General features: G+C 73.1%; 25 protein-coding genes (1 of these 25 running past the window's edge). 12 read left to right on the forward strand and 13 right to left on the reverse strand.

The window, feature by feature from the left end:
- Positions 1–170: 170 nt before the first annotated feature.
- Positions 171–545, reverse strand: a complete 375-nt coding sequence (locus G9H71_RS08720; RefSeq protein ID WP_166280821.1) for a hypothetical protein — start codon at positions 543–545, stop codon at positions 171–173.
- A 291-nt stretch (positions 546–836) separates the two neighbouring features.
- Here G9H71_RS08720 and G9H71_RS08725 point away from each other — a divergent pair, with 291 nt between their 5' ends.
- Positions 837–1,700: an FRG domain-containing protein gene (locus G9H71_RS08725; RefSeq protein ID WP_166280823.1), complete on the forward strand. Its 864-nt coding sequence runs from the start codon at positions 837–839 to the stop codon at positions 1,698–1,700.
- Positions 1,701–1,740: 40 nt separating this feature from the next.
- On the opposite strand, the gene G9H71_RS08730 is transcribed toward G9H71_RS08725, so the two are convergent.
- Genes G9H71_RS08730 through G9H71_RS08745 form a run of 4 tightly spaced genes read right to left on the reverse strand, consistent with a single transcriptional unit; the run spans position 1,741 to position 5,648 of the window.
- A complete protein-coding gene (locus tag G9H71_RS08730) occupies positions 1,741–2,694 on the reverse strand; it encodes a VWA domain-containing protein (RefSeq protein WP_166280825.1) in 954 nt (317 codons plus the stop codon).
- Entirely contained in the window at positions 2,694–3,626 is a 933-nt protein-coding gene (locus tag G9H71_RS08735; RefSeq protein WP_166280827.1) for a DUF58 domain-containing protein, read from the reverse strand. Before G9H71_RS08735 ends, G9H71_RS08730 begins: the two co-directional genes overlap by 1 nt.
- Positions 3,623–4,624, reverse strand: coding sequence for an AAA family ATPase (locus G9H71_RS08740; protein ID WP_231134457.1), 1,002 nt, complete (start codon positions 4,622–4,624; stop codon positions 3,623–3,625). The genes G9H71_RS08735 and G9H71_RS08740 overlap by 4 nt, the downstream gene beginning before the upstream one ends.
- Positions 4,625–4,673: 49 nt before the next feature.
- Positions 4,674–5,648 carry a VWA domain-containing protein gene (locus tag G9H71_RS08745; RefSeq protein WP_166280831.1) on the reverse strand — a complete coding sequence of 325 codons (975 nt, stop codon included), beginning with the start codon at positions 5,646–5,648 and terminating at the stop codon, positions 4,674–4,676.
- Positions 5,649–5,766: 118 nt separating this feature from the next.
- Here G9H71_RS08745 and G9H71_RS08750 point away from each other — a divergent pair, with 118 nt between their 5' ends.
- Positions 5,767–6,228, forward strand: coding sequence for a pyridoxamine 5'-phosphate oxidase family protein (locus G9H71_RS08750; protein WP_166280833.1), 462 nt, complete (start codon positions 5,767–5,769; stop codon positions 6,226–6,228).
- A gap of 44 nt (positions 6,229–6,272) precedes the next feature.
- Here G9H71_RS08750 and G9H71_RS08755 read toward each other — a convergent pair whose 3' ends face one another.
- Positions 6,273–6,671 (reverse strand): RidA family protein, encoded by a 399-nt coding sequence (locus G9H71_RS08755; protein ID WP_166280835.1) that lies wholly within the window; start codon positions 6,669–6,671, stop codon positions 6,273–6,275.
- A gap of 112 nt (positions 6,672–6,783) precedes the next feature.
- Between G9H71_RS08755 and G9H71_RS08760 the strand changes: the two genes are divergently transcribed.
- Entirely contained in the window at positions 6,784–7,782 is a 999-nt protein-coding gene (locus G9H71_RS08760) for a helix-turn-helix transcriptional regulator (protein ID WP_166280837.1), read from the forward strand.
- A gap of 10 nt (positions 7,783–7,792) precedes the next feature.
- Here G9H71_RS08760 and G9H71_RS08765 read toward each other — a convergent pair whose 3' ends face one another.
- Complete coding sequence (locus G9H71_RS08765; RefSeq protein WP_166280839.1) at positions 7,793–9,223, reverse strand: NAD(P)/FAD-dependent oxidoreductase; 1,431 nt, start codon at positions 9,221–9,223, stop codon at positions 7,793–7,795.
- A gap of 195 nt (positions 9,224–9,418) precedes the next feature.
- Between G9H71_RS08765 and G9H71_RS08770 the strand changes: the two genes are divergently transcribed.
- From G9H71_RS08770 to G9H71_RS08785, 4 genes are all read left to right on the forward strand, one after another.
- A complete protein-coding gene (locus G9H71_RS08770) occupies positions 9,419–10,180 on the forward strand; it encodes an SDR family oxidoreductase (protein WP_166280841.1) in 762 nt (253 codons plus the stop codon).
- On the forward strand, positions 10,177–11,073 hold the full coding sequence (sigJ, locus tag G9H71_RS08775; protein WP_166280843.1) for an RNA polymerase sigma factor SigJ: 897 nt from the start codon (positions 10,177–10,179) through the stop codon (positions 11,071–11,073). The genes G9H71_RS08770 and sigJ overlap by 4 nt, the downstream gene beginning before the upstream one ends.
- Before the next feature lie 43 nt (positions 11,074–11,116).
- The gene (locus tag G9H71_RS08780; protein ID WP_166280845.1) at positions 11,117–11,629 is read left to right on the forward strand and encodes a DUF6584 family protein; all 513 of its coding nucleotides are present in this window, start codon (positions 11,117–11,119) and stop codon (positions 11,627–11,629) included.
- A gap of 105 nt (positions 11,630–11,734) precedes the next feature.
- Complete coding sequence (locus G9H71_RS08785; protein WP_166280847.1) at positions 11,735–12,064, forward strand: putative quinol monooxygenase; 330 nt, start codon at positions 11,735–11,737, stop codon at positions 12,062–12,064.
- Between the two features lie 73 nt (positions 12,065–12,137).
- On the opposite strand, the gene G9H71_RS08790 is transcribed toward G9H71_RS08785, so the two are convergent.
- Positions 12,138–13,136: a sirohydrochlorin chelatase gene (locus tag G9H71_RS08790; RefSeq protein WP_331272855.1), complete on the reverse strand. Its 999-nt coding sequence runs from the start codon at positions 13,134–13,136 to the stop codon at positions 12,138–12,140.
- 166 nt (positions 13,137–13,302) lie between these two features.
- On the opposite strand from G9H71_RS08790, the gene G9H71_RS08795 reads away from it, so the two are divergent.
- Together G9H71_RS08795 and G9H71_RS08800 are read left to right on the forward strand one after the other, a co-directional pair.
- Positions 13,303–16,143, forward strand: coding sequence for an aconitate hydratase (locus G9H71_RS08795; protein WP_166280849.1), 2,841 nt, complete (start codon positions 13,303–13,305; stop codon positions 16,141–16,143).
- Between the two features lie 94 nt (positions 16,144–16,237).
- Positions 16,238–16,609, forward strand: a complete 372-nt coding sequence (locus G9H71_RS08800) for a hypothetical protein (protein WP_166280851.1) — start codon at positions 16,238–16,240, stop codon at positions 16,607–16,609.
- A gap of 83 nt (positions 16,610–16,692) precedes the next feature.
- Here the strand turns inward: G9H71_RS08800 and G9H71_RS08805 are convergent, their stop codons facing one another.
- From G9H71_RS08805 to G9H71_RS08815, 3 genes are all read right to left on the reverse strand, one after another.
- A complete protein-coding gene (locus G9H71_RS08805) occupies positions 16,693–17,583 on the reverse strand; it encodes a carbohydrate ABC transporter permease (RefSeq protein WP_166280853.1) in 891 nt (296 codons plus the stop codon).
- Positions 17,580–18,425 (reverse strand): carbohydrate ABC transporter permease, encoded by an 846-nt coding sequence (locus G9H71_RS08810; RefSeq protein ID WP_166280855.1) that lies wholly within the window; start codon positions 18,423–18,425, stop codon positions 17,580–17,582. Before G9H71_RS08810 ends, G9H71_RS08805 begins: the two co-directional genes overlap by 4 nt.
- A 161-nt stretch (positions 18,426–18,586) precedes the next feature.
- A complete protein-coding gene (locus G9H71_RS08815; protein WP_166280857.1) occupies positions 18,587–19,909 on the reverse strand; it encodes an ABC transporter substrate-binding protein in 1,323 nt (440 codons plus the stop codon).
- Positions 19,910–20,477: 568 nt separating this feature from the next.
- Here G9H71_RS08815 and dxs point away from each other — a divergent pair.
- Positions 20,478–22,391, forward strand: a complete 1,914-nt coding sequence (dxs, locus tag G9H71_RS08820; protein ID WP_166280859.1) for a 1-deoxy-D-xylulose-5-phosphate synthase — start codon at positions 20,478–20,480, stop codon at positions 22,389–22,391.
- Between the two features lie 87 nt (positions 22,392–22,478).
- Here dxs and G9H71_RS08825 read toward each other — a convergent pair whose 3' ends face one another.
- Positions 22,479–23,351 (reverse strand): hypothetical protein, encoded by an 873-nt coding sequence (locus tag G9H71_RS08825; protein ID WP_166280861.1) that lies wholly within the window; start codon positions 23,349–23,351, stop codon positions 22,479–22,481.
- Positions 23,352–23,448: 97 nt separating this feature from the next.
- Here G9H71_RS08825 and G9H71_RS08830 point away from each other — a divergent pair, with 97 nt between their 5' ends.
- Positions 23,449–24,324 carry a DNA adenine methylase gene (locus G9H71_RS08830; RefSeq protein ID WP_166280863.1) on the forward strand — a complete coding sequence of 292 codons (876 nt, stop codon included), beginning with the start codon at positions 23,449–23,451 and terminating at the stop codon, positions 24,322–24,324.
- Positions 24,325–24,328: 4 nt separating this feature from the next.
- Here the strand turns inward: G9H71_RS08830 and G9H71_RS08835 are convergent, their stop codons facing one another.
- Complete coding sequence (locus G9H71_RS08835) at positions 24,329–24,550, reverse strand: helix-turn-helix domain-containing protein (protein ID WP_166280865.1); 222 nt, start codon at positions 24,548–24,550, stop codon at positions 24,329–24,331.
- A 96-nt stretch (positions 24,551–24,646) separates the two neighbouring features.
- Between G9H71_RS08835 and G9H71_RS08840 the strand changes: the two genes are divergently transcribed.
- Positions 24,647–24,824, forward strand: the 5' portion of a protein-coding gene (locus tag G9H71_RS08840) for a GNAT family N-acetyltransferase (protein WP_231134458.1). It continues 1,190 nt past the right edge of the window; only the first 178 of its 1,368 coding nucleotides appear in the window; it begins with the start codon at positions 24,647–24,649; its stop codon lies beyond the right edge, outside the window.

The raw sequence follows: 24,824 nt of genomic DNA on the forward strand, positions 1-24,824 counted from the left end.
CCGCGCGACGCGGTGTCCGCTCGCCGCGGGGTGGTCGCGTGCGCGGGATGCTGCGCCGGTGGCTTGCTGGAGGCGTGGAGCGCTGACCGCGTCATAGCGCGGCCACCGCTCCACAGGTCGAGCGCGGAGCAGCCCCGGGAGCCCGGACGCCCCGTCCCCGCCTGCCGGCCTCAGACGCTCGACGCGTCGGGGGTGGCCGGTGTCGTGGGCGTGCTCGGCGTCGTGGGCGCGCTCGGCGTCGTGGGCGTGCTCGGCGTCGTGCCGCTGTCCGGCGTGCCGCTCCCGGTGCCGCTGCCACCGCCCGAGCCGGCGGCGCCCTCGGGGCAGTCGGCGCCTCCGCGCCGGCCCCACCCGTCGCCGGCGCCCGGTTGCGCGTCGCCGGGCGTCACGGCGCCGGAGTAGCCCGATGTCGTCTCCGGCGTCGTCGCGGCACTGGCGCTGAGCGTCCCGGCGAGCACCCCGCCGGTGACGAGCCCGCCGGCGAGCAGCGCGAGCCCCGCGGCGTACCTCGTCCGGCTGTGGCGAGGGGTGGTCTGCTGGTCCATGGAGCCTTTTCTGTCCCGGCCTCCGATCGAGGCCGTTGCCTTCAGGGTGGGAGCTGTGCATGTGGCCGCGATGAGCTGGTGCTGTGGGGTTCTTGTGAGCCGCAGTGCAGTTCACTGAACCCCAGATCACTGAAGAACAGGCGCAGGGAGGGCGCTCGGCCAGCGACCGGGGCCGGTGCCGGCAGGGCGGCCGGTGTGTCGCGCGCGTGGACGGGTACCACGAGCGGAGCCGGGTGCGCCACCGTGGCGGAACGGCTCGGCCCGCAGGTGGGACGGCACGGAGGGGAAGCGATGGCGGACGTCGAGGTCAACAGCTGGGTCGACCTGATCGACGCGCTCTACGACATCCCGCAGACGAGCCTCGGCCGCTACCGCTCCAGCCTGCTCTACCGGGGCGTCTGCGACAGCTCGTGGAGCCTGGAGACGAGCCTCTACCGCCTCGGCCCGCACCACGCCAGCGTCGAGGAGCCGCTGCTGCGCAGCTTCCGCAAGTACGCCGAGCCGGGCTCGCTGGGCGCGGACTCGCTGTGGATGATGCTGTCGATGGCGCAGCACCACGGCGTGCCGACGCGGCTGCTCGACTGGACGCTGGCCCCGCGCGTCGCCGCCCACTTCGCCACCTCGAACGAGCAGCGCTACGACCGCGACGGAGCGATCTGGTGCGTGGACGTCGTGCGCGCCCGCGACCTGCTGCCGAAGCGGCTGCGCGACATCCTCGACCGGGAGGACGCGTTCTACTTCTCGGTCGAGATGCTGTCGGGCATCGGGTCGCTGCAGGAGCTGGACGCCTACGCCGCGGACGGCGAGTTCGCGCTGTTCTTCGAGCCGCCCTCGCTCGACGCGCGGATCGTGAACCAGGCCGCCGCCATGTCGGTGATGCCCGGGGCGAGCCTGTCCATCGCCGGCTTCCTGGAGGCTCATCCCGACCTCTGGTCGCGCATCATCATCCCGGCCAAGCTCAAGTGGGAGATCCGGGACAAGCTCGACCAGGACAACGTGACCGAGCGGCTGCTCTTCCCCGGGCTGGACGGGCTCGCCCGCTGGCTGACGCGCTACTACGGCCGCGGCCCGGCCGACGACGTCGACCGGGCCGGGAGCGAGGTGCCGCGTGAGGTGCCGGGCGAGGCGAGCCCCGGCCAGCCCGGCCCGCGCTGACCTTCGCGGTGCGGCGGGCCCGCGGGGTGCCGGCGGGGCGTCAGACCGCCCGCGGCGACCAGGCGATCGCGCTCCCCGCCGCAGCGACGGCCGCCAGCAGGCCGAGCCCGGCGACCCCGCCGGCCACGCCGCGACGTTCGGTCGTGTAGCCGACCTGGCTGCCGATGTCCTCGTAGACGCCCTGCAGCTCGCTGCCGCTGGCCGCCTCGTAGGCCTGGCCGCCCGTCTCCTGCGCCAGCGTCGCCAGCGACGGCGCGTCGACCGGCACCCGCACCATCCCCTGGCCCGTGCTGACCACGCCGTCCTCGGTGCCGTAGGCGATGGTCGAGACGGGTACGCCGGCGGCCTTGGCCTGCTCGGCCGCCTCCGCGAGCGAGCGGCCGGTCGTGTTCGCCCCGTCGGACAGGAGCACGAGCCGGGCCGGCGCGGCCGACTGCCCCGCGGCGCCCGGGACGGCGGCGACGGCGTCGAGGCCGGAGAAGACCGCCTCGCCGATCGCCGTGCCGTTGCCGAGCTGCAGCGCGTCGATGGCCGCCTCGACCTCGGCGTGGTCCTGCGTCGCCTCGACCACGGTCGCGGCCGACCCGGAGAAGGCGACGAGCCCGACGTTGAACTTCTCCGGCAGCCCCTCGACGAAGTCCCGGGCCGCGGCCTTCGCCGCGGTGATGCGGTCCGGGCTCACGTCCTCGGCGGCCATCGACAGCGACACGTCGAGCGCGACGATGACGGTGGCGCGCTCTCGGGGGATCTGCACCTGCGCGGTCGGCGCGGCGAAGGCCGTCGTGGTGGTCGCCAGCGCGGCCAGCATGAAGCCGGCGGCCACGTGCTTGCGCCACCCGAGGCGGGGGAGCGACGCGGCGAGCAGGCCGAGGCCCGGCAGCGTCACGGCGTCACGGGACCGCCGCCGCTGCAGCAGCACGTACGCCACGGCGAGCGCGGCGACGGCAGCCAGCAGCCACAGCCGGATCGGCTCGTCGAACCCGAGTCCGGACATCAAGCCCTCCCAGCGGGGACGACGGCGCGCGTGCGCCGCCGTCGGGTCAGGTAGCGGGCGAGCTGGGGGAGCCAGTCGTCCTCCGTGCGCACCTCGACGTGGTCGGCGCCGGCGGAGCGGACGGCCGCACGCTGCGCCTCGGCACGGGCGGCGGCAGCCTCGGCGTACCGCTCGCGGGTCTTCGCGTTCGTTCGGACGTCGACCTCGCGGCCGGTGTCGGGGTCCACCAACCGCAGGACGCCTACCGCCGGCAGCTCCCGCTCGCGGCGGTCGACGACCTGGACGACGACCACGTCGTGCCGGGCGGCAACCGTGCGGAGCGGGCGCTCCCACTGCTCGACCGGCTCGAGCAGGTCGCTGACGACGACCACGAGGCCACGTCGCCGCTGGCGGGCGCCGGCCGCCCGCAGCGCAGCCGCCAGCCGGTCGCCGGACGGGCCGGTCTCGCGAGGCTGCCGGAGCATCGCGCTCAGGGTGGCGTACGCCCCGGCCGACCCCGCCCGGGGTGGCAGCGCGCGGATGCCGTCGTTGCCGACGAGCAGCGCGCCGACCCGGTCGCCCGGGCCCTTGGCCATGTGGAGGAACGCCGCGGCGACCGCGATGCCGACGTCGCGCTTCTCGGCCGTCGCCGTCCCGAAGGACATCGACGTCGACAGGTCGAGGACCAGCGTCGTCTCGAGCTCGCGCTCGGCGATCGTGGTGCGGATGTGCGTCTCGCCGGTCCGCGCGGTGATCGCCCAGTCGATGCGGCGCACGTCGTCACCGGCCTGGTAGGACCGCGCGTCGGCCGCCTCGGTGCCCGGGCCGGGCAGGAAGCCGAGGTGGTCGCCCTGCAGCAGGCCGTCGAGCCGACGCGTCACCTTGAGCGAGAGCCGGCGGACCGTGGCCGCCGGGACGATCGGCGGCGGGGGGAGCTGGGCCGGCTCGCTCACGCCGCGCTCGCGGCCTGGGCGGGGGCGACCACGGGCGGGGCAACGACGGCGAGCGCCTTCTCCACGATCGAGCGGGCGGGCACCGCGTCGGCGAGCGCGTCGTAGCTCAGCACGATCCGGTGCGCGAGCACGTCGACCGCGAGGTCGGTGACGTCCTGCGGCAGCACGTAGCGGCGGCCGCGCAGCAGGGCGAGCGCCCGCGCGCCCTGCACCAGGCCGAGCGACCCGCGCGGGGACGCTCCGCTGGCGATCAGCGGGGCGAGCTCCGGCGCCTTCCACGCCGCGGGGTCACGGGTGACCATGACCAGGCGGACGGCGTACTCCGAGACCGCGTGGTGCACGAAGACCGAGTCCACCTCGTCCTGGGCGGCCAGCAGCTGTGCGGTGTCGAGCACCTGGGCGGCCCTCGGGGGGCGGACGGACATGCGGCGCACGATCTCCAGCTCCTCGCTCATGCCCGGGTGCGGCACGTCGACCTTGAGCAGGAACCGGTCGCGCTGGGCCTCGGGGAGCAGGTAGACGCCCTCGCTCTCGATCGGGTTCTGCGTCGCGAGCACGAGGAACGGCTTCGGCAGCGGGTACGTCATGCCGCCGATCGAGACCTGGCGCTCGGCCATCACCTCGAGCAGCGCGGACTGCACCTTGGCGGGCGCCCGGTTGATCTCGTCGGCGAGGACGAGGTTGGCGAAGACCGGGCCGAGCTCGACGTCGAAACGCTCGGTCGACGGCCGGTAGACGCGGGTGCCGACGATGTCGGACGGCACGAGGTCCGGCGTGAACTGCAGCCGGGCCGAGGTGCCGCCGACGACGGTCCCGAGCGTCTCGACCGCGAGCGTCTTCGCGACGCCGGGGACGCCCTCGAGCAGGACGTGGCCACGCGCCAGCAGGGCGACGAGCATGCGCTCGATCATCCGGTCCTGGCCGACGATGACCTTCTTCATCTCCATGAGCACCTGCTCCAGCAGGTGGCTGGTCTCGGTCGGCTCGGTGACGTGCATCGGGTCTCCTGAAGTGGACTGGGGTGAAGTGGATTGCATGTCTTGGCCGTCAGGCGAGGCGGCCGAACCAGACGAGGGAGGGGAGGGCGGTCCCCATGAGCAGCACCAGGCCGATGCCGGCGACGGCGTCGGAGACGTCCTTGCGCTCGGTCTTGGGCACGATCTGCTGGCCGATGTCGGTGTAGACGTCCTGCAGCTCGGCCGCGCCGGCCGCGCGGTACGCCGTCCCGCCCGTGCCGTCCGCGATCTGCTGCAGAAGCGCGAAGTTGACCGGCGCCGTCACCTCGCGGCCGTCGAACACCGTGCCCTGGCCGCTCTCGGTGCCCAGGCCGATGGTCGACACCGGGATCTGCGCGTCGGCCACGGCCGACACCGCCTCGTCGACGGGGGTTCCCGTGGTGCTGTCGCCGTCGGAGAGCAGGACGAGCCGGGCCGCGGGCGGGTCGCCGGCCGCAGCGCTGGCTGCCGTCAGGCCCAGGGACCGGAGGGCCGCGTCGAGGGAGAGCTGCAGTGCACTGCCCATCGCGGTGCCGCCGTCCATCGACAGCGTGTCGACCGCGGTGGCGACGGACTCGTGGTCGGCCGTCGGGGTGGCGACGAGGCGGGCGCTCGCGCTGTAGGCGACGAGCCCGACGTCGATGTCGTCGGGCAGCTCGCGGATGAAGGCCTGCGCGGTCTGCTTGGCGACGGTGAACCGGTTGGGGGCGACGTCGTCGACCTGCATGGAGGTCGACGTGTCGAGGGCGATGACGACGACGGCGCGCTCGTCCTTCGACGTCGCGACGACGGACGGCCGCGCGAACGCCGTCGTCAGCGCGACGATCCCGAGGACGAGGCCGATGGCCGCGAGCCTCCGTCGCCATCCTTGGCGCTTCGGCGCGACGGACGGGCGCAGGGCGCTGTCGGCGTACTGCTCGCTCGTGCGGCGTCGCCAGAGGATCAGCGCGGCGGCGAGCGCCGCCAGCAGCAGGCCGGCGAACGCCCAGAGCCGGCCGGGGGACTCGAAGGCGAGGTCGTGGGGCACATCAGCCACTGTTCGTGGCGGACCTGCCCTCTGCCTGGGCACAACCTGGGCGTTTGCTGTGATCTAGGTTGCCGCGGGCAAGGTGGCTGCGGCAGCCGGAGTCCGCTGTCATGGGGGCATGGCAGACGACAGCCTGGCGCTCGCGCGCGCGATCCTCGACGCCAATGCCTACATGGTCCTCGCGACGGCGGACGGGAGCGGCGCCGCATGGGCCTCGCCGGTGTGGTTCGCGACCGACGACCACCGGCACCTGTTCTGGGTCTCATCGCCGCATGCGCGGCACTCGCGCAACCTCGCCGCCCGGCCACGGCTGGGCATCGTGGTCTTCGACTCGACGGTTCCTCCAGGCCAGGGGCAGGGCGTCTACATGTCGGCGACGGCGGCCGAGCTCGGTGGGGTCGATCTGGACGAGGGGCTTCAGGTGTACGCCCGGGGCTCGTCGGCCGCCGGGCTCCGGACGTGGTCCCGCGAGGACGTCACGGCCCCCGCACGGCACCGCATCTACGGCGCGGTGGTCGACGAGCACTTCGTGCTCGACGATCACGACGAGCGCGTCCTCGTCGACCTCCGCATCGTCTGAGCATCGGGCCCCGGAGCCGACCCGAGCGGCCCGGCCCGCCGGGATCAGGCCACGGCCGTCGCCTCGAGCTCGACCATCAGGACGGGGATCGCCAGCCGCGTGACGCCGAGCATCGTCGTGGCCGGGGCGACACCGGCGGCCCCCAGGCGGGACGCCAGCACGCCGTAGTGCTCGAACAGCCGGTCGACGTCCGTGGTGTAGACGGTGAGCCGGACCAGGTTCGCCAACGTCATGCCGGCCTCGCCGAGGACGGCCTCCAGGTTGTCCAGGCTGAGCGCCAGCTGTGCCGCCATGTCACCGGGATGGCGAGGCTGGCCGTCGCTGCCCATCGCGGCCTGGCCCGAGCAGTAGAGGGTCCGCGCAGGCCCGTGGACCAGCTCCGCCTGGTTGTAGCCCAGCTCCACCGACCATGCCCACGGGTTGACCGCCGCCCGTTCGACCATCACGCCGTTCCTTCCGTCGAGTCGGGGCCCACCGGATGCGAGCCCTCCACGACGGCCAGCCTCCCGGCGAAGGACGACATCTCCTGTCACGTATTCCTGCGAGAATCGGTCCATGCGGGCCGACCGCCTCGTCGCGCTGGTGCTGCTGCTGCGCCAGCGCGGCAGGCTGTCCGCGGCGACCCTCGCCCGTGAGCTCGAGGTGTCCCCGCGGACCGTGCTGCGCGACATCGAGGCCCTGTCCGCGGCCGGTGTGCCGGTGTACGCCGAACGCGGCAGGCACGGAGGCTTCGCCCTGCTGCCCGGCTTCCAGTCCGAGCTCACCGGGCTGGGCCACGACGAAGCGCTCGCCCTGCTGGTCGCCGGCACGCGCCGCGGCGCACAGGTTCTCGGGCTGGGCTCCGCGCTCGCCTCGGCCGTGCTCAAGGTGGTCGATGCGCTGCCTGCGGCGGCGCGTGGCACGGCCGTCGCCGCCGCCCGCCGCGTGCTCATCGAGCCGGAGACGGACCTGCTCGCGCGCCGGCTACCCGACGAGGAGCTGCCGCACGGCGTGGCGGCCCAGGTCCGGAAGGCGGTGTTCTCCGGGCACAAGCTGCGGATCTCCTACGCCGCCGTGGGCCAGCCCCCGCGCGAGCGCGTGGTGGACCCTGTCGGGCTCGTGGCCGTGCGTGGCCAGGGCTACCTGCTGGCGACCCGCTCCGGCGAGGACCGCACCTACCGGATGTCGCGGATCCTCGACGCGCAGGAGCTCGACGAGCCCGCCCACCGGCCGGACACCGTCGACCTGGAGCGCACCTGGCAGGCGCGCAGCACGCAGTTCCGCACGGGCGGCGACTCGGTGCACGTACGCCTGCGCGTCGCCGCGGCCCGACGGCAGGAGGTGATGAGCACCGCGCTCGCGGTCGACGCCGTCGAGCCCGACGGAGACGGCTGGGCACGGCTCGAGGCGGTCTTCCAGGACGCGAGGCACGCCACCTGGGCGCTCTGGCAGCTCGGGGTGCACGCCGAGGCGCTCGAGCCGGAGTGGCTGCGTGCGGCGCTGCGCGAGCGCGCTGCGGCGCTCGCCGCACGCTACGGAGCACCGGGTGTGACGGGCGTTCAGGCCGAGCCCTGAGGCTGCGCCGTCACCGCTGGCGGTCACGTACGAGGCCGTCGGCCAGGGGCACGGAGGCGTCCTCCTCTATCGGCTTGCGCTGCTCGGGCGGCGTGTAGATCCCCGTGGCCTGCGCCGCGGCGAGCCGTGCGTCCTCCGGCCGGACGACCGACAGCTGCGTCGACTCCGGCGGGAGCACGCTCTGCCACAGCCAGTCCGCCGCGACGCGCAGCCGGTTCGCGGCGGCCGGGAGGGCGTACAGGTGATAGGCCCGGGTGACGACCTTGGCCAGCGGGCCGGTGACCGGGATCCCGAGCGGCTTCGCGACCGCGTCCCAGCCGCCGAGGTCGGCGACGAGGCCGAGGTCCTTGTGCTTGTACGCCCGCGGCCGGCCGACCCCGAGGCTGGCCGCGAGGTTGCGGCCCAGCACGGTCCCCTGACGCTGGGCGTGCTGCGCCGTCGGGGGAGTGGCGGGCCGCTCCGCGTCGAGCGCCGTCACGGTGAGGTCGGGGACGGCCGCGGCGTCACCCGCCGCCCAGAGCCCGGGAACGCCCGGCACCGACAGGTCGGGCTCGACGATCAGCCGGCCGCGCCGGGCCGGCAGGCCGAGGCTCTCGATGAGCGGGCTGGGGGCGATGCCCGCGCCCCAGAGCAGCGTCCGGGTGGCGACGACGGTGCCGTCGGTGAGGCGGACGCTGCGCTCGTCGGCCGACGCGACGGAGACCCCCAGCCGGACCTCGACCCCGCGCCGTTCGAGCAGGCGCAGGGCCCGCCTGCCGAGGCTCGGGCCGAGCTCCGGCAGCACCGTGGGCGAGACGTCGACGAGCACCCAGCGGACGTCCTCGGCGTGCGTGCGGCTCCACCGCCGCTCGATGCGCCGCAGCCAGCGCTGGGTCTGGGCGACGACCTCGGTGCCGGTGTAGCCCGCGCCCACCGCGACGACGGTGAGCAGCGCGCTGCGCTCCGCCCGGCCTTCGGGCGTGTCGGGCTGGGCGTCGGCGAGGTCGAGCTGCTGGAGCAGGTGGTCACGCAGATAGACCGCCTCGACGAGCGTCTTGAGCCCGCGCGCGTTCTCCGGCACGCCGGGGATGGGGAACTGGCGAGTCACCGAGCCCGGAGTGAGGGCGAGCCGGTCCCAGCCCAGCGTCTGCGCGGTCGTGCCACCGGCCGCGTCGACCGCCTGCACCGTCACGGTCCGCCCGGGCAGGTCGACGGCCGTCACGCGGCCGAGGACGAGGCGCACGCCCGGCAGCGCCCGACGCAGCGAGACCGCGATGTGGCGGGCCTCGACCACGCCGGTGGCGACCTCGGGCAGCAACGGGCTGTAGAGCAGGTAGTCCGTCGGGTTGACGAGCGTGAGCTCGGCCGTGCCCGCGGGCAGGTGGCGCTGCAGGTGGCGCAGGGCGTAGAACCCGGCGAACCCTCCGCCCACGACGACGATGCGGTCCCGGTCGCGGCTCATGGTGCCTCCTGGCGTTCCTTCCGGCGCCCCGGTCGGGGTGCTCGCACTGCTAGGACGGGAGTGCGCCCGAAGGTGTGACATGCCGCCAGGTGCCGGCTGTGTGACGTGGACGACGCTCCCGTCATGTCACACCACGGACGCCTCGACCGTCCACACCTCGCAGGGCAAGGACGCAACGACAGTGGAGGTGGCGGGATGAAGGTCGCGGTCGCCGGTGGCACCGGCCTGATGGGCAGACTCGTGGTTCAGGAATTGGGCAGCAGGAGTCACGACACCGTCGTGGTCTCGCGCTCCACCGGCGTCGATCTCACGACGGGCGCGGGGCTCGACGCCGCCCTGGCCGGCGCGGACGCCGTCATCGACGTGGGGAACGTGACGACGACGAGCCGCGCGAAGTCGCTCGCCTACTTCGGCCCCGCCACCGAGCACCTCCTGCGCGCGTCCGAGCGGGCGGGCGTACGCCACCTGGTGGCGCTGTCGGTCGTCGGAGCGGACCGCGTCGGCCTCGGCTACTACGCGGGCAAGGTCCGCCAGGAGGAGCTGATCGCCGCGGGCGGCGTGCCGTGGACCGTGCTCCGGGCGACGCAGTTCCACGAGTTCGCCGGGCAGCTGCTCGCGGGCGGGCGCGGCCCCGTCGTGCCGGTCCCGCGGATGCTCAGCCGCCCGGTCGCGGCGTCCGAGGTGGCCGCCGAGCTCGTACGGCTCGTGGCCGGGCCGGCACAGGGGATGGCCACGCCCATCGCGGGGCCGGAGCCGCTCTGGATGCACGACATGGTCCGCCGCTTGCTGCGTGCGCGGGGGTCGCGGCGGCTCGTCGTCCCGCTTCCCTTGCCCGGCGCGACGGGGCGGGCCTTGTCGTCGGGCGGCCTGTTGCCCGAAGGTGGCTTCGTGCACGGGAAGCAGTCCTACGCCGACCACCTCGCCGGTCCGACCGCGCCGGCTCCCGCTTCCCGATGACGCGGGAGGAGGAGCTGGCGGCGCAGTTCACCCGGGCCCGCTCGCGCTTGGTGGGGATCGCGTACGCCATCGTCGGCACCGTCGCGGAGGCGGAGGACGTCGTGTCCGACTGCTGGCCCCGGCTCGTCGCAGCGGACGGCGAGGAGCGCGTGCGCGACGTCGAGGCGTGGGCGGTCGTGGCCGTCTCCCGCCGCGCGCTGGACGTGCTTCGCTCGGCTCGCGTGCAGCGGGAGGCGTACGTCGGGCCGTGGCTGCCCGAGCCCGTCGTCGGTGCGCTGCCCCAGCCCTCGGCCGGCGTCGCCGACCCGGCGGACCGCGTCACGCTCGACGACTCGGTGAGCTATGCGCTGATGGTCGTGCTCGAGACGCTGTCCCCGGCCGAGCGCGTGGTGTGGGTGCTGCACGAGGTGTTCGGCATGCCGCTGTCCGAGGTGGCCGGCGTCGTCGGCCGGACTCCGGCGGCCGTCCGCCAGCTGGCCGTCCGCGCACGGGCGCACGTGCGCTCGGGCGCGCCACGGGTGGACGTCAGCGCGCAGGACCACGGGCGTACGGTCGCCGCCTTCCTCGCCGCCGCCGGGAACGGCGACCTCGCGGGCCTCGTCGCACTCCTCGACCCGGACGTGGTCCTGACCAGCGACGGCGGCGGCGTCGTCAACGCGGCCCGGCGGCCGGTCACCGGAGCGGAGCGGGTCGCGCGATTCCTGCTCGGCGTGGCCCAGAAGCGCAAGTGGGGCGCCGGCGACCGCGTCGAGCCCACGGTGGTCAACGGAGGCCCCGGGCTGGCGTTCTACGCCGAGGGCGAGCTCAGCTCGGTCGCCGCGCTCACCGTGGCCGACGGTCGCGTGCTCCGGGTGGACATCGTCCTCGCGCCGGCGAAGCTGCGGCGGGCGTAGAAACCCGCGGGCATTTGCAGCGGGCCGCGGGAGATCATGGCCCGTGCCTGTCGACAGGACCCTCGCGCGGGTCGACGCGGACCTCGCCGCCGGCGACGCGCGGATGGCCACGCAGCGGCTGCGCGGGCTGGTGGCGTCGTACCCGTGGCGGATGGACGTGCGCGAGCGCCTCGCCGCCGCGTACCGGATGACCGGCGACGCCGCGCAGGCCGGCCGCTGGGGCTACCTGCCCGGCGTCGCGACACCCGAGGAGCTGCAGGCGTTCGCACACGCGACCCCCGACCCGTTGAACCGCATGCGTGCTCTTCGATGGGCTGCCGCTGAGGACAGCGCCGAGCCGGACGTCCGGGCCAGGCTGCGGAGGCTGCGGGACGAGGCCGAGGCGACGTACGAGCGCGAGCTGCGCTACGAGGCGCTCCCGGCCACTCTCGCCGAGCCGTACGAGAGCAACAAATGGCTCGACCGGCTCGTCGTCGCTGCGATCGTGGCGACGATCCTGTTCTTCGTCCTGGGCGTGGCCAACGGCGTCGTCACCGTCGTGCGCTGGCTGCTCTGACCGGCCGACGGTCCGTCGACCGCTGTCACACCTTGGCGGCCGCGTCCGCGCTGCCCGAGGCGGGGTGTGACAGGGCGCCCGCAGGCCCCTTCTAGCATCGAGCGCGTGATCCTCATCGTCGTGAAGTGGCACGTCCGGGACGAGTACGCCGACCGCTGGCCTGAGCTGGTCCGCGAGTTCACCGAGGCCACCCGGGCCGAGCCCGGCAACCGGTTCTTCGAGTGGTCGCGCAGCGTCGACGACCCGTCCACGTGGGTGCTGGTCGAAGGGTTCGCCGACTCCGCCGCCGGCGCCGAGCACGTCGGCGGGGCGCACTTCCAGAAGGCGATCGCGCAGTTCCCCGACTACGTCAGCCGGACGCCCGAGATCATGTACGTCGACTCCGCCGATCTCGACGGGTGGGGGCCGATGGCCGAGGTGCAGCCGCGCGGCTGACGCCTCCGAATCCTCTGCAGGCATGCGGCGTCTGCTGTCGTGGGGACGGCAGCAGGCGCCGCATGTTCCCGGTCTAGTCCGGCTGGCCGTGCGTGTGCGAGTGGCTGTGCCCGTGCGAGTGCCCGTGGCCGTCCCTGTGCGCGTGGCCATGGCCGTGCGAGTGCGGGTGCGCCGGGTCGTCCGGGTGGTCGTGCGGGGCCTGCGGCAGCCCGACCTTGGCTTCGCGCCCCGGCAGCGGCGTGCGGTACATGCACGTGTCGCAGTTGTTGCGGATCCCGCCCGCGACGGCCTCCTCGTAGCGCGCGATGACCACGTCGGCGAGCAGGTCGCAGTCACCGATCAGGTCGGCGCACCGCACCTCGACCTCGGGGTGCTCGGCCGCCCACCCCTCCGCCTGGCTGACGATCCGGTCCGGCAGGACGCCGGCGAACATGAAGTACGGCAGCACGACCACCCGTGTCGCGCCGAGCAGCCGGCAGCGCTCGAGCGCCGCGGGCACACCGGGCTGCGCGAGGCTGATGAAGCTCGACTCGACCCCGGCCAGCCCCCGCCCTTCTGCGAAGAGCCGGCCGGCGCGGAACACCTCGGCGTTGGCGTCCGGGTCGGTGGACCCACGGCCGACGAGGACGACGTGGGTGCCCGCCCGCTCGGCGTCGTCGAGCACCGCCGACAGCCGCTCGTCGAGCGCGGCCAGGATGCGCGGGTCGGCTGCGAGCGGGCGGCCGTACGCGTACGTCAGCTGCGGGTGGCGCTCCCGCTCGCGGTCCATCGCCGCGGGGATGTCGCCCTTCGCGTGCCCGGCGGCCACGAGCATGAGCGGGACCGCGACCAGGTGGCGGTGGCCCGCGTCGACGAGCGAGGCGACCGCGTCCATGAGCGGGGGCGGGGCGAGCTCGATGAGGCCGCCGCCGACCGCCACTCCGGTGCCGGCCATGCGCTCGGCCACCCGCCGCGTGAAGCTCGTGAACTGCTCGACGCCGGCCGCGTCTCGCGTGCCGTGCCCGACGATCAGCAGCGGGGGAGCGGAGCGGGCGGAGTCTGCGGGCAGGGCGGCGACGGCGGGGGCGGGCACGCGGACAGTGTGGCCCGCGAGCGGCTACAGTGAAAGTATCTCGACGTCGAGATATCTCGCCGGGTCCAAGTAAGCCTCGCCTTACTGCCTGGCGGGGGCGGGAGCGGGGCAGGATGAACGAGATTGCCTTGGTCCCGCACCGGGACGCACTGGGAGGAGAGCGCTCGTGAGCGTGGACAGCTTCGGCAGTAAGGGTCGGCTGGACGTCGGCGGCAAGGACTACGAGATCTTCCGGCTGAGCGCCGTCGAGGGCGTCGAGCGGCTGCCCTACAGCCTCAAGGTGCTCCTCGAGAACCTCCTGCGCACCGAGGACGGCGCCAACATCACGGCCGACCACATCCGCGCGCTGGCGCAGTGGGACGCCGACGCCGAGCCGAGCGTGGAGATCCAGTTCACCCCGGCCCGCGTCGTCATGCAGGACTTCACCGGCGTGCCGTGCGTCGTCGACCTGGCCACGATGCGCGAGGCCGTCCGCGACCTCGGCGGCGACGCGACCAAGATCAACCCGCTGGCGCCCGCCGAGCTGGTCATCGACCACTCGGTCATCGCCGACCTCTTCGGCGCGCCGGACTCCTTCGAGCGCAACGTCGACCTGGAGTACGAGCGCAACCGCGAGCGCTACCAGTTCCTCCGCTGGGGCCAGACCGCGTTCAGCGAATTCAAGGTCGTGCCTCCGGGTACCGGAATCGTGCATCAGGTGAACATCGAGCACCTCGCGCGCACGGTCATGACCCGCGAGGTCGACGGCGCGCTGCGGGCCTACCCCGACACGTGCGTCGGCACCGACTCCCACACCACGATGGTCAACGGCATCGGCGTCCTCGGCTGGGGCGTCGGCGGCATCGAGGCCGAGGCCGCGATGCTCGGCCAGCCGGTCAGCATGCTCATCCCGCGCGTCGTCGGCTTCAAGCTGACCGGCGAGCTGCCCGAGGGCGCGACCGCGACCGACCTCGTGCTCACGATCACCGAGATGCTGCGCAAGCACGGCGTCGTCGGCAAGTTCGTCGAGTTCTACGGCCCGTCCGTCGCCAACGTGCCGCTCGCCAACCGCGCCACCATCGGCAACATGAGCCCGGAGTACGGCTCCACCTGCGCGATCTTCCCGATCGACGCCGAGACCGTCCGCTACCTCAAGCTCACCGGCCGCTCGGAGGAGCAGGTCGCGCTCGTCGAGGCATACGCCAAGGAGCAGGGCCTCTGGCACGACCCGTCGGCCGAGCCGGCCTACTCCGAGCACGTCGAGCTCGACCTGTCGACGATCGTCCCGTCGCTCGCCGGTCCCAAGCGCCCGCAGGACCGCGTGATCCTGGCCGAGGCCAAGGAGAGCTTCCGCAGCGCGCTGGCGAACTACGTGTCCGCCGGCGTCACCGGCGGCGACGACCGCAAGCCCGGCGTCCCGCAGAACGAGCAGCCCTTCGGCGTCGCGGGCAGCGCGGACGAGGCGTCCGCCGAGTCGTTCCCGGCCTCCGACCCGCCCGCCGCGACCCACGACGACCCGGCGGACCAGCCGGTCTCGGCGATCGTCGGCGACGTCACCGGCCGCCCCAGCAACCCGGTCCGCACCACGCTGTCGTCCGGCGAGACCATCGAGCTCGACCACGGCGCGGTCACGATCGCGGCCATCACGTCGTGCACCAACACGTCGAACCCCTCGGTCATGATCGGCGCGGCGCTGCTCGCCAAGAAGGCCGTCGAGCTGGGCCTGTCGCGCAAGCCGTGGGTCAAGACGACGCTGGCGCCGGGGTCCAAGGTCGTCATGGACTACTACGACCGTGCCGGGCTGACGCCGTACCTCGACAAGCTCGGCTTCAACCTCGTCGGCTACGGCTGCACGACCTGCATCGGCAACTCCGGCCCGCTGCCGGAGGAGGTCAGCGCGGCGGTCAACGAGGGCGACCTCGCGGTCGTCTCGGTCCTCTCGGGCAACCGCAACTTCGAGGGCCGCATCAACCCCGACATCAAGATGAACTACCTCGCGTCGCCGCCGCTGGTCGTGGCGTACGCGCTCGCCGGCACGATGGACATCGACATCACGACCGAGCCGCTCGGCACCTCCTCCGACGGCGAGCCGGTCTACCTGCGCGACATCTGGCCCTCGTCGCAGGAGATCGAGGAGACCGTCGAGTCGGCGATCGCCTCGGAGATGTTTACCCGCGACTACGCCGATGTCTTCGCCGGCGACGAGCGCTGGCAGTCGCTGCCGACGCCCGAGGGCAACACCTTCGCGTGGGACCAGGAGTCGACGTACGTCCGCAAGCCCCCGTACTTCGAGGGCATGCCGGCGACGCCGGCGCCGGTCGCCGACATCGAGAACGCCCGGACGCTGCTCAAGCTCGGCGACTCGGTGACCACCGACCACATCAGCCCCGCGGGCTCGATCAAGGCGGACTCGCCGGCGGGCAAGTACCTCTCCGAGCACGGCGTCGAGCGGCGTGACTTCAACTCCTACGGCTCGCGCCGTGGCAACCACGAGGTCATGATCCGCGGCACCTTCGCCAACATCCGGCTGCGCAACCAGCTGGCGCCCGGGACCGAAGGCGGGTTCACCCGCGACTTCACCCAGACCGACGGCCCCGTGTCGACCATCTACGACGCCGCGCAGAACTACGCGGCCGCCGGCACGCCGCTGGTGATCCTCGCCGGCAAGGAGTACGGCTCCGGCTCCTCGCGCGACTGGGCCGCCAAGGGCACCGCGCTGCTCGGCGTCCGCGCCGTCATCGCCGAGTCCTACGAGCGCATCCACCGCTCGAACCTCATCGGCATGGGCGTGCTGCCGCTGCAGTTCCCCGAGGGCGAGAGCGCCGACTCGCTCGGCCTGACGGGCGAGGAGACGTTCAGCATCACCGGCGTCACCGAGCTCAACGAGGGCCGGACCCCGTCGACGGTCACCGTGCAGGCGGGGGACAAGTCCTTCGAGGCCCGCGTGCGCATCGACACGCCCGGTGAGGCGGACTACTACCGCCACGGGGGCATCCTGCAGTACGTGCTGCGGAGCCTGCTGGCCTGACGGTCAGTCAAGACCATCCGCCGACGGCGGGTCGCCCGGGTGCTCGCGCCCGGACGGCCCGCCGTCGCCGTTCCCCGTCGAGAAAGGTCCTGCGATGACCGAGGGGTACGCCCCGCCCGGCTGGCCCGCCGAGGTCCGTCCGCCCGGCGCGCCGGACTGGGAGAAGACCGCCGTCGCGTGGCTCTTCGACCTCTGCCCGCCGGACTACCGCGCGCACGAGGTGCTGCGGCGCTACCCCGCGGTGCTCGCGCGGTTCGCCGCGTACGCCGTGGCTGCCGGGATCGAGGCCTCCCGCCGCGGCCTGTCGACGGCCCGGGACGACCTGCGCGGCGTCGTGCCGCCGCAGGCCGTGGAGGCGGCACTGGCCGCGTACGAGCGCGAAGGGGCGCGGCTGCAGGCGTCGGCCCGTGCCGTCGCGCTGGTCGAGGAGGCGCTGCGCGGGCGGCGGTTCACGCAGCGGATGTAGCCGGCGGGCCGACGCCGGCACCGGGAACGCGGAAGGCGGGCCGCCCCGAGGGGCGGCCCGCCTTTGCTCGCGTGTCGCGGGAGCTAGCTCTTGACCGACCCGGCCATCAGGCCGCCGACGAAGTAGCGCCCGAGGACGATGTAGACGATCAGCGTCGGGATCGACGCGATCATCGCACCGGCCATCGAGGCCGAGTAGTTCGTCAGCTGGCCGCCGGCCAGCGCGTTCAACGCGATCGTGATCGGCCCGTTCCTGGTGTTCGAGAGGAAGATCGCGAACAGGTAGTCGTTCCAGGCCGAGGTGAACTGCCAGATGATCGTGACCACGAAGCCCGGGCCCGACAGCGGCAGGATGATCGACGCGTACGTGCGGAACATTCCGGCGCCGTCGACCTGTGCCGCCTCGACGAGCTCGTGCGGCACCGAGGCGTAGTAGTTGCGGAAGATCAGCGTGCAGATCGGGATGCCGTAGATGATGTGCACGAAGATCAGCGTGGGGATGCCGTTCGGCAGGCCGATCCAGACCGTGAGCTGGCGCAGCGGGATGACGACGGCCTGGTACGGGATGAACATCCCGAACAGGAACAGCGTGAACAGCACGTCTGCACCGGGGAAGCGCCACCGCGACAGCACGAAGCCGTTGATCGAGCCGATCGCCGAGGAGATCAGCGCGGCCGGGATCGCCAGCTGGAACGTACGCCAGAGCGAGGGGCTCAGGCTGTCCCAGGCGGTCTTCCAGCCCTCGGTCGTCCAGTTCTGCGGCAGGAGCCACGCACGGTCGGCCGAGGTCTCCGCCGACGGCTTGAAGCTCGTCACGAAGAGCACGTAGGCCGGCAGCAGCACCATGAGCAGGAAGAGGACCAGCAGCACGAACCGGACCGTCCGGGCGGTCTGCGAGCGGGGCGAGGACTTCTTCTTGCGCGGGCGCGGAGCGGCCGCCGAGGTCGCCGGCGCCGGGATCGTCTGAGTGCTCATCGGCGCTTCTCCGCCCGGGCGTTGGAGATGAGGTACGGGACCACGACGATCGCGACGACGACCAGCAGGATGACCGCGATCGCACAGGCCTTGGCGTAGTTCGACCCGAGCAGCGTGGTCCACAGGTAGACCGCCGGCACCTCGGTGAGGTACTGCGCGCCGGAGACGGCCATGATCAGGTCGAACATCTTCATCGACATGTGGCCGACGATGATGAGCGCCGACAGCGCGACGGGGGACAGCTGCGGGAAGATCACGTGCCGGTACATCTGGAACTCGGACGCGCCGTCGACCCGAGCGGCCTCGCGCAGCTCGCCGGGGATGCCGCGGAAGCCGGCCAGGAAGAGCGCCATGACGTAGCCCGACAGCTGCCAGATGGCGGGGATCGCCATCGCGGCCATGCCCCAGTCGGGGTCGTTCCACCACGGGTTCTGCAGGAAGCCGAGGTGCAGGCTGTCGAAGAGCTTGTTCAGGCCGCCGGCCTCATCGCCCTGTGCGCTGTTGAGCAGCCAGCGCCAGACGACGCCCGAGGCGATGAACGAGACGGCCATCGGGAACAGGTAGATCGAGCGGAAGATGCCTTCGCCTTTGAAGCCGCGCTCGAGGAGGAGGGCCCACAGGAATCCCAGGACCATGGTGCCGACGATGAAGACCACCGTCAGGATGCCCAGATTCTTCAGGGAGTGGATGAACCGGTCGTCCTGGAAGAGGTTGGTGAAGTTCTCCAGACCGACGTAGCCATCCGCCGGCAGCGCCGTCGTCCGGTCCGTGAGGGACGTGTTGACCGTCCACCCGATGAGCCCGTAGACGAAGACGGCGATGACGACGATCGAGGGGATCATGACCAGCAGGCCAGGACCCCATTTTCTGATTCCTATGTGGCGCACTACGTGACTCCAAAAGGCGGAATGTCCGGGATTCGCCCTCACGCACCGAGGCGGGGCCAGCCGGTCCCCGGCTGACCCCGCCGCAGCGTAGGCCCGTTCGAGCTAACGGGAGGAGGTCAGCTCTGGAGGTTGTTCGACGCAGCCTGGGTCAGGCCGCTCTGGAGCTCGGACACGGCCCCGCTGTCGAACTTCGACGTGCCGAACTTGCCGACCGCCGAGGTGATGTCGTTGAGCCAGGAGATCGAGGCCGCGGCGCCGTGCGCGAGCGACGGGACGATCGTGTCGGTGCTGAAGTCCTTGATCGCCGACTGCTGGTAGGTCGGGTAGTCGGCTGCGGAGGCGTCCGTGCGGGCCGGGATCGAGCCCTTGACCGTGTTGAACGCCTTCTGGCCCTCGGCGCTGCCGACGACGCGCAGCCAGTCCTTGGCGCCCTCGGGGTTCTTCGCCCCGACCGGGAGCGTGAAGGAGTCCGAGAGGAAGTCGAACGTGCCCTGCGAGCCCGGCACCGGGAAGTAGATGTAGTCGGTGCCCTCCTCAAGCTTCTCGCCCTGCCAGTTGGCCGCGACCCAGTCACCCATGACGTTGTAAGCGGCCTTGCCGTCGCGCACCATGTTCGCCGCGTCCGGCCAGTCGAGGCTCGAGCGGTTGCTGTTGGTGTAGCTCATGAGCTTGGCGTAGTCGTTCAGCGCCGTGGTGACCTCGGCCGAGTCCCACTTGGTGTCCCCGGTCCAGAGGCCCTTGTAGGCGTCGGCCTTCAGGTCCGAGATCAGGACGGTCTCGAGCAGCTGGACCTGAGTCCAGTCGGTCGCGATCGAGAGCGGGGTCTCGACGCCGCTGGCCTTGACCTTGTCCAGCTGGGTGATCCAGTCGGCGATCGACGCGGGGGGCTCGGCCGCGGGGTCGATGCCGGCCTTCTCGAGCACGCTCGGGTTCGCCCACACGACGTTGGCGCGGTGCACGTTCGACGGCACCGAGTAGATCTTGCCCTCGTAGGTGATCGCGTCGATCAGCGTCTTCGGGAAGACGTCGGACCAGCCCTCGGACTGGTAGAGGTCCGACAGGTCCTCGAGCTGGCCGGCCTTGATGTAGTCGGACAGCTCGCCACCCGCGTGGCCCTGGAAGGTGTCCGGCGGGTCCTGGGTCTGCAGCCGGGACGCGAGCACTGCCTTCGCGTTGCTACCGGCGCCACCGGCCACCGCGCCGTTGACGAACTTGAGGTTCGGGTACTTCTCGCCGAAGACCTTGACCAGGCCGTCGAGGCCCGCCTTCTCGCCACCCTCGGTCCACCAGGTGAAGACCTCGACGTCGCCGGAGGCCTCGGTGCCGCTGCCCGAGTTGCCGCCGGTGTCGCCGGCCGAGTTGTCCGAGTCGTCTCCGCCGCATCCAGCCAGGGCGAGCCCCAGCGCCGCGATGCCGGCGACGAGCGAGAGTCGTCGCATGCCGCTTTGCCTCCGTGATGTAACGAGCCTGGGGGCAGGACCGCCGCCCAGGGGAGGTAGCACACGCCAGAGAGCGTGGCCACCGGAAGTTCAGTGTTGCGCGTTAGTTAAGGCCCTGCTCCGGTTGGCGGTCAATCGAACCCGCCGAACCGCAACTGGATCGTGATCCGTTTGCGGTTGCGAAGGCTCTCCCTTAGCGTTTCGTAAGACAACGTTGTCAGAAGCGCCCTCACTTTGCCCCCTTCCGAAGCAGCGTCGCCCCTCCACCGCCGGCTCGCAATCGATGCGGCGAGGAGGCCGGGGAAGCCACCCGGACGGCCCTGTAGCGCGCGGTGCCGTCCGTCAGTCGTGCTCTTGCCGTGCTCTCAGCGGCCTCTGCCGTGCTCGCGCCGACGGCGCTTCCTCGTGCCGACGTGCGGTGCTCGGGCAACTTCCCACGTGGAGAGTACTGCCGTCGACAGCACCTCCGCGTACCATCGTGCTGCCTCGATGGTGAGGCGGGACGACGGGGGGCAGCGGCCCCCGCGGGGGTCATATTCGGGCTGCGGCCCGGGAAGCGGGGACGTGCGTGGGTCTGCTCGACTCGATCCGCGGGCCGCGCGACCTCCGGTCGCTCGACCGCGCGCAGCTCGACGAGCTCGCGGCTGAGATCCGCACCTTCCTCATCTCCTCGGTCTCCCGCACCGGCGGGCACCTCGGGCCGAACCTCGGCGTCGTCGAGCTGACGATCGCTCTGCACCGGGTGTTCGAGTCCCCGCGCGAGCCGATCGTCTTCGACACCGGCCACCAGTCCTACGTCCACAAGCTGCTCACGGGGCGGCGCGAGGGCTTCGCGACCCTGCGCCAGAAGGGGGGCCTGTCCGGCTACCCCTGCCGGGACGAGTCCGACCACGACCTCGTGGAGAACAGCCACGCCTCCACCGCGCTGTCCTACGCCGACGGCCTCGCCAAGGCGTACCAGCTGCAGGGCCGCTCGGACCGCACCGTCGTGGCGGTCGTCGGCGACGGCGCGCTGACCGGTGGCATGGCCTGGGAGGCGCTCAACAACATCGCCGCCAGCGACCGCCCGGTCGTCATCGTCGTCAACGACAACGAGCGGTCGTACGCCCCGACCATCGGCGGCCTCGCCCGCCACCTCGCCACCCTGCGCACGACCCGCGGCTACGAGCGCTTCCTGGAGTGGGGCAAGCACGTCCTCGGCCGCACCCCGGTCGTCGGCGCGCCGATCTACGACACCCTGCACGGCCTGAAGAAGGGCGTGAAGGACATCGTCGCCCCACAGGGGATGTTCGAGGACCTCGGGCTGAAGTACGTCGGGCCCGTCGACGGGCACGACGTCGAGGAGGTCGAGCGCGCGCTCCGGCTCGCCCGCAGCTTCGGCGGCCCCGTCATCGTCCACGCGCTCACGCAGAAGGGGCGGGGCTACGCCCCCGCCGAGGCGTTCGAGGCCGACCTCTTCCACGCGGTCGGTGTCATCGACCCCGAGACGGGCGAGCCGCTCGCCGCGTCCGGGACGTCGTGGACCAGCGTCTTCGCCGAGGAGATGGTGGCCGCCGGCGCCGAGCGCACCGACGTCGTCGGCATCACCGCCGCGATGTGCATCCCGGTGGGCCTCGACGCCTTCGCCCAGGCCTATCCGGACCGCGTGTTCGACGTCGGCATCGCCGAGCAGCACGCGGTGACGAGCGCGGCGGGCATGGCCACCGCGGGCCTGCACCCGGTCGTGGCGGTCTACGCGACCTTCCTCAACCGGGCCTTCGACCAGGTGCTCATGGACGTCGCGCTGCACAAGTGCGGCGTGACCTTCGTGCTGGACCGCGCCGGCATCACCGGCGACGACGGACCGAGCCACAACGGCATGTGGGACATGTCGATGCTGCAGGTCGTCCCCGGCCTCCGGCTCGCCGCCCCGCGCGACGCCCAGACGCTGCGCGCAGAGCTGCGCGAGGCGCTCGACGTCCACGACGCCCCGACCGTGGTGCGGTTCCCCAAGGGCAAGATCCCCGCCGACGTCCCGGCCGTCGGGCACGTGGGCACCGGCGACGTGCTCCGCCGCGACGGCGACCCGGACGTGCTGCTCGTCTCGGTCGGCGCGATGGCCGAGCTCTGCCTCGAGGTCGCGGACCGGCTGGTCGCGCAGGGCGTCGGGGTGACCGTCGTGGACCCGCGCTGGGTCAAGCCGGTCGACCCCGAGCTGGTCACGCTGGCCGGCCGGCACCGGCTGCTGGTCAGCGTCGAGGACGGCGTACGCACCGGCGGCGTCGGCGCGCGCCTCGCCCAGGCGCTGCGCGACGCCGGCATCCCCACCCCGGTGCGCGACTTCGGCATCCCGGAGCGGTTCCTCGACCACGCCAAGCGCGCGGAGGTGCAGGCCGAGGTCGGGCTCACCGCCCAGGAGGTCAGCCGCCAGGTCATCGAGGCCGTCGCCGGGCTGCCCGAGGCGTACTCGCCAGAGGCGGGCGCCTCCGCCGGCCGAGGCTGAGCCCAGGGGCGTCGCCCGGAGCGGAAGCGTGCGGGCACACAGCGGCAGCCCGAGCGCCGCTCGCCCAGCCCGCGGTCCCGGATCCGCTCAGCTCGTCATGCCCGGCCCGGTCGGCAGCCGGGCGGGCCGCAGGTCCACCACGTCGCGCAGCGGCAGCGCGGCCGGGCGCCCGCCGGCGGCGGCCAGCACGACCTCGTCGACCGTGACGAGCAGCGGCCGCGGGAAGCCGCGCGCGTCGTCGTCCACGAGCGCGGCCGCCGCCACGGCGAACGCCGGGTCCAGCTGGGACGGGTCGACCCAGCCCCGGCGCCGCATCGGCACCACCACCGCGCGCATGCCGATCGGGCACCCCGCGGCGAGCGCGGCCCGGAACGGCCGGGTGGCGAGCAGGGTCACGACGTCGCAGTGGCCCACCGGGGCGAGCAGCCGCGGCTCGCGGACCAGCCGCTCGGCCGCCAGCTCGCCCATCGCGTCCGCGTGCTCGAGCGCGTCCGTCCACACGTCGTCGACGTCGCCTCCGCGCCCGGAGGCCGCGAGCGTGACCGGCGGGACGGGGACGAGCTCGGGGCCGGGCAGAAGCCCGAGCAGGCCGGGGCCGACCTCGACGGCGCCGCCCAGCACCCGCGTCCGCGCCCACCCGGGGCCGGGGGAGGCCGTCGATCCCGAGGGCAGCGCAAGGGCACGTACCCGGTCGCGCGCCGTCGGGTCGTCGAGGGCACGGCGCAGCCGCAGGTGGCGCCGGAGCCGCCGACGGGCGGGGGACGCAGGGACGCCCGGCTCGAGGGAGGGCAGGCCCTCGGGGCCGCGTACGACAGCGGCCAGCTCGGCCCAGGCCACCTCGAGCGGCCGGCCGTCACGCAGCACCACGCCGCCGGCGTACGGCTCGAGGTCGATCCCGTCCAGCACGCTCACCGCGAGCGTCAGGCGGCGCAGGGCGGCCCGGTCGGTGAGCTCGTGCACGCCAGGACCTTAGGCCCGGAACGCCCCGTTCGGCCGCCCGCCGGCCGGGTGAACGCCTGAACGGGTGAACGCGCGCGGGCTTGTAGCCTGCCCCGCGATGCCTCCTTCCGCCGATGGCGCGCCCGTGGTGGCGCCGTTGCGCCTGCAGTTGCTCAAGTGGGTGGGCAACAAGCAGCGGTTCGCCCACGAGATCGCCGGGCGCCTGCCCGACCTCGGGGGCGGCACGTACTTCGAGCCCTTCCTCGGCAGCGGGGCCGTCCTCGGCACGTTGGCTCCGGCCCGTGCGGTCGCCTCCGACGCGTTCGCCCCGCTGGTCGGGATCTGGCAGACGCTGCACGACGACCCGGACACGCTGACGGGCTGGTACGTCGACCGGTGGCAGCGCTACACCGAGGCCCCCGACCGGGTCGTCGCGTACGAGCAGGTCAAGGCGTCCTACAACGCCGCGCCCAACCCGGCGGACCTGCTCTTCCTCTCCCGCGCCTGCTACGGGGGCGTCGTCCGCTTCCGCAAGGCCGACGGCCACATGTCGACGCCCTGCGGCGTGCACCGCCCCATCGCACCGGACGCGTTCGCCGCGCGGGTGGCCGTGTGGCGAACGCGCACGGCGGGGGCGAAGTTCGAGCACATGGACTACCGCGAGGCGCTCGCGTTGGCCGCCGACGGCGACGTCGTCTACTGCGACCCGCCCTACACGCACACCCAGACGATCCTCTACGGGGCGCAGGCGTTCCGCCTCGCCGAGCTGCTGGCAGAGATCGCCGCCGCCAAGCGACGTGGCGCGCGGGTCGCGCTCAGCATCGACGGGAGCAAGAAGTCCGGCGACGTGCTCTGCAACGTCCCGCTCCCGCCGGGGCTCTTCGAGCGCGAGGTGCTGGTGAACGTGGGCCGCTCGATGCTGCGCCGCTTCCAGCTGCCGGGCGGCGACCTGCGCGGGGAGGGCGTCGTGGACCGGCTGCTGCTGACCTACTGACGCGTCAACCGTTCGCGGGCCCGCGCCCGCGCGTGGAGCCGCCCCGCCCGCGCAGCGGGATGCCGCTCTCGACGAGGAGGTTGCGGCTCAGCCCGATGCTCAGCGAGTGCTGGACGGCGAGGTCACGGATGCTCTTGCCGGAGCGGTACTCCTCGACCAGCACACCGATCATCTGCTTGCGCTCGTCGCCGGTCAGGCGCTGGCCCTTGCGCCGCTGCTGCTCCATGGCAACTCCCTCCGCCCCCGCACCGCCGTCCGCGACTGCTTACCCCTTGATCACCGCACTACTCGCCGCCGCCGGCAACGCCCGCGCCGGCGCCGAATGCGCGTGCGGGCGGGGGCGGGGGGTCGGCAGGATGCTGCGGTGACAAACGGCACCGGCGGCGGCACCGACACCGACAGCGGCACCGCCGCCAACACGGACACGGACACGGACACGGACAGGGGCACCGGCACCGCCACCGGCACCGGCACCGGCACCGGCACCGGCACCGGCACCG

This window comes from Motilibacter deserti (assembly GCF_011250635.1).
Lineage (GTDB): Bacteria > Actinomycetota > Actinomycetes > Motilibacterales > Motilibacteraceae > Motilibacter_A > Motilibacter_A deserti.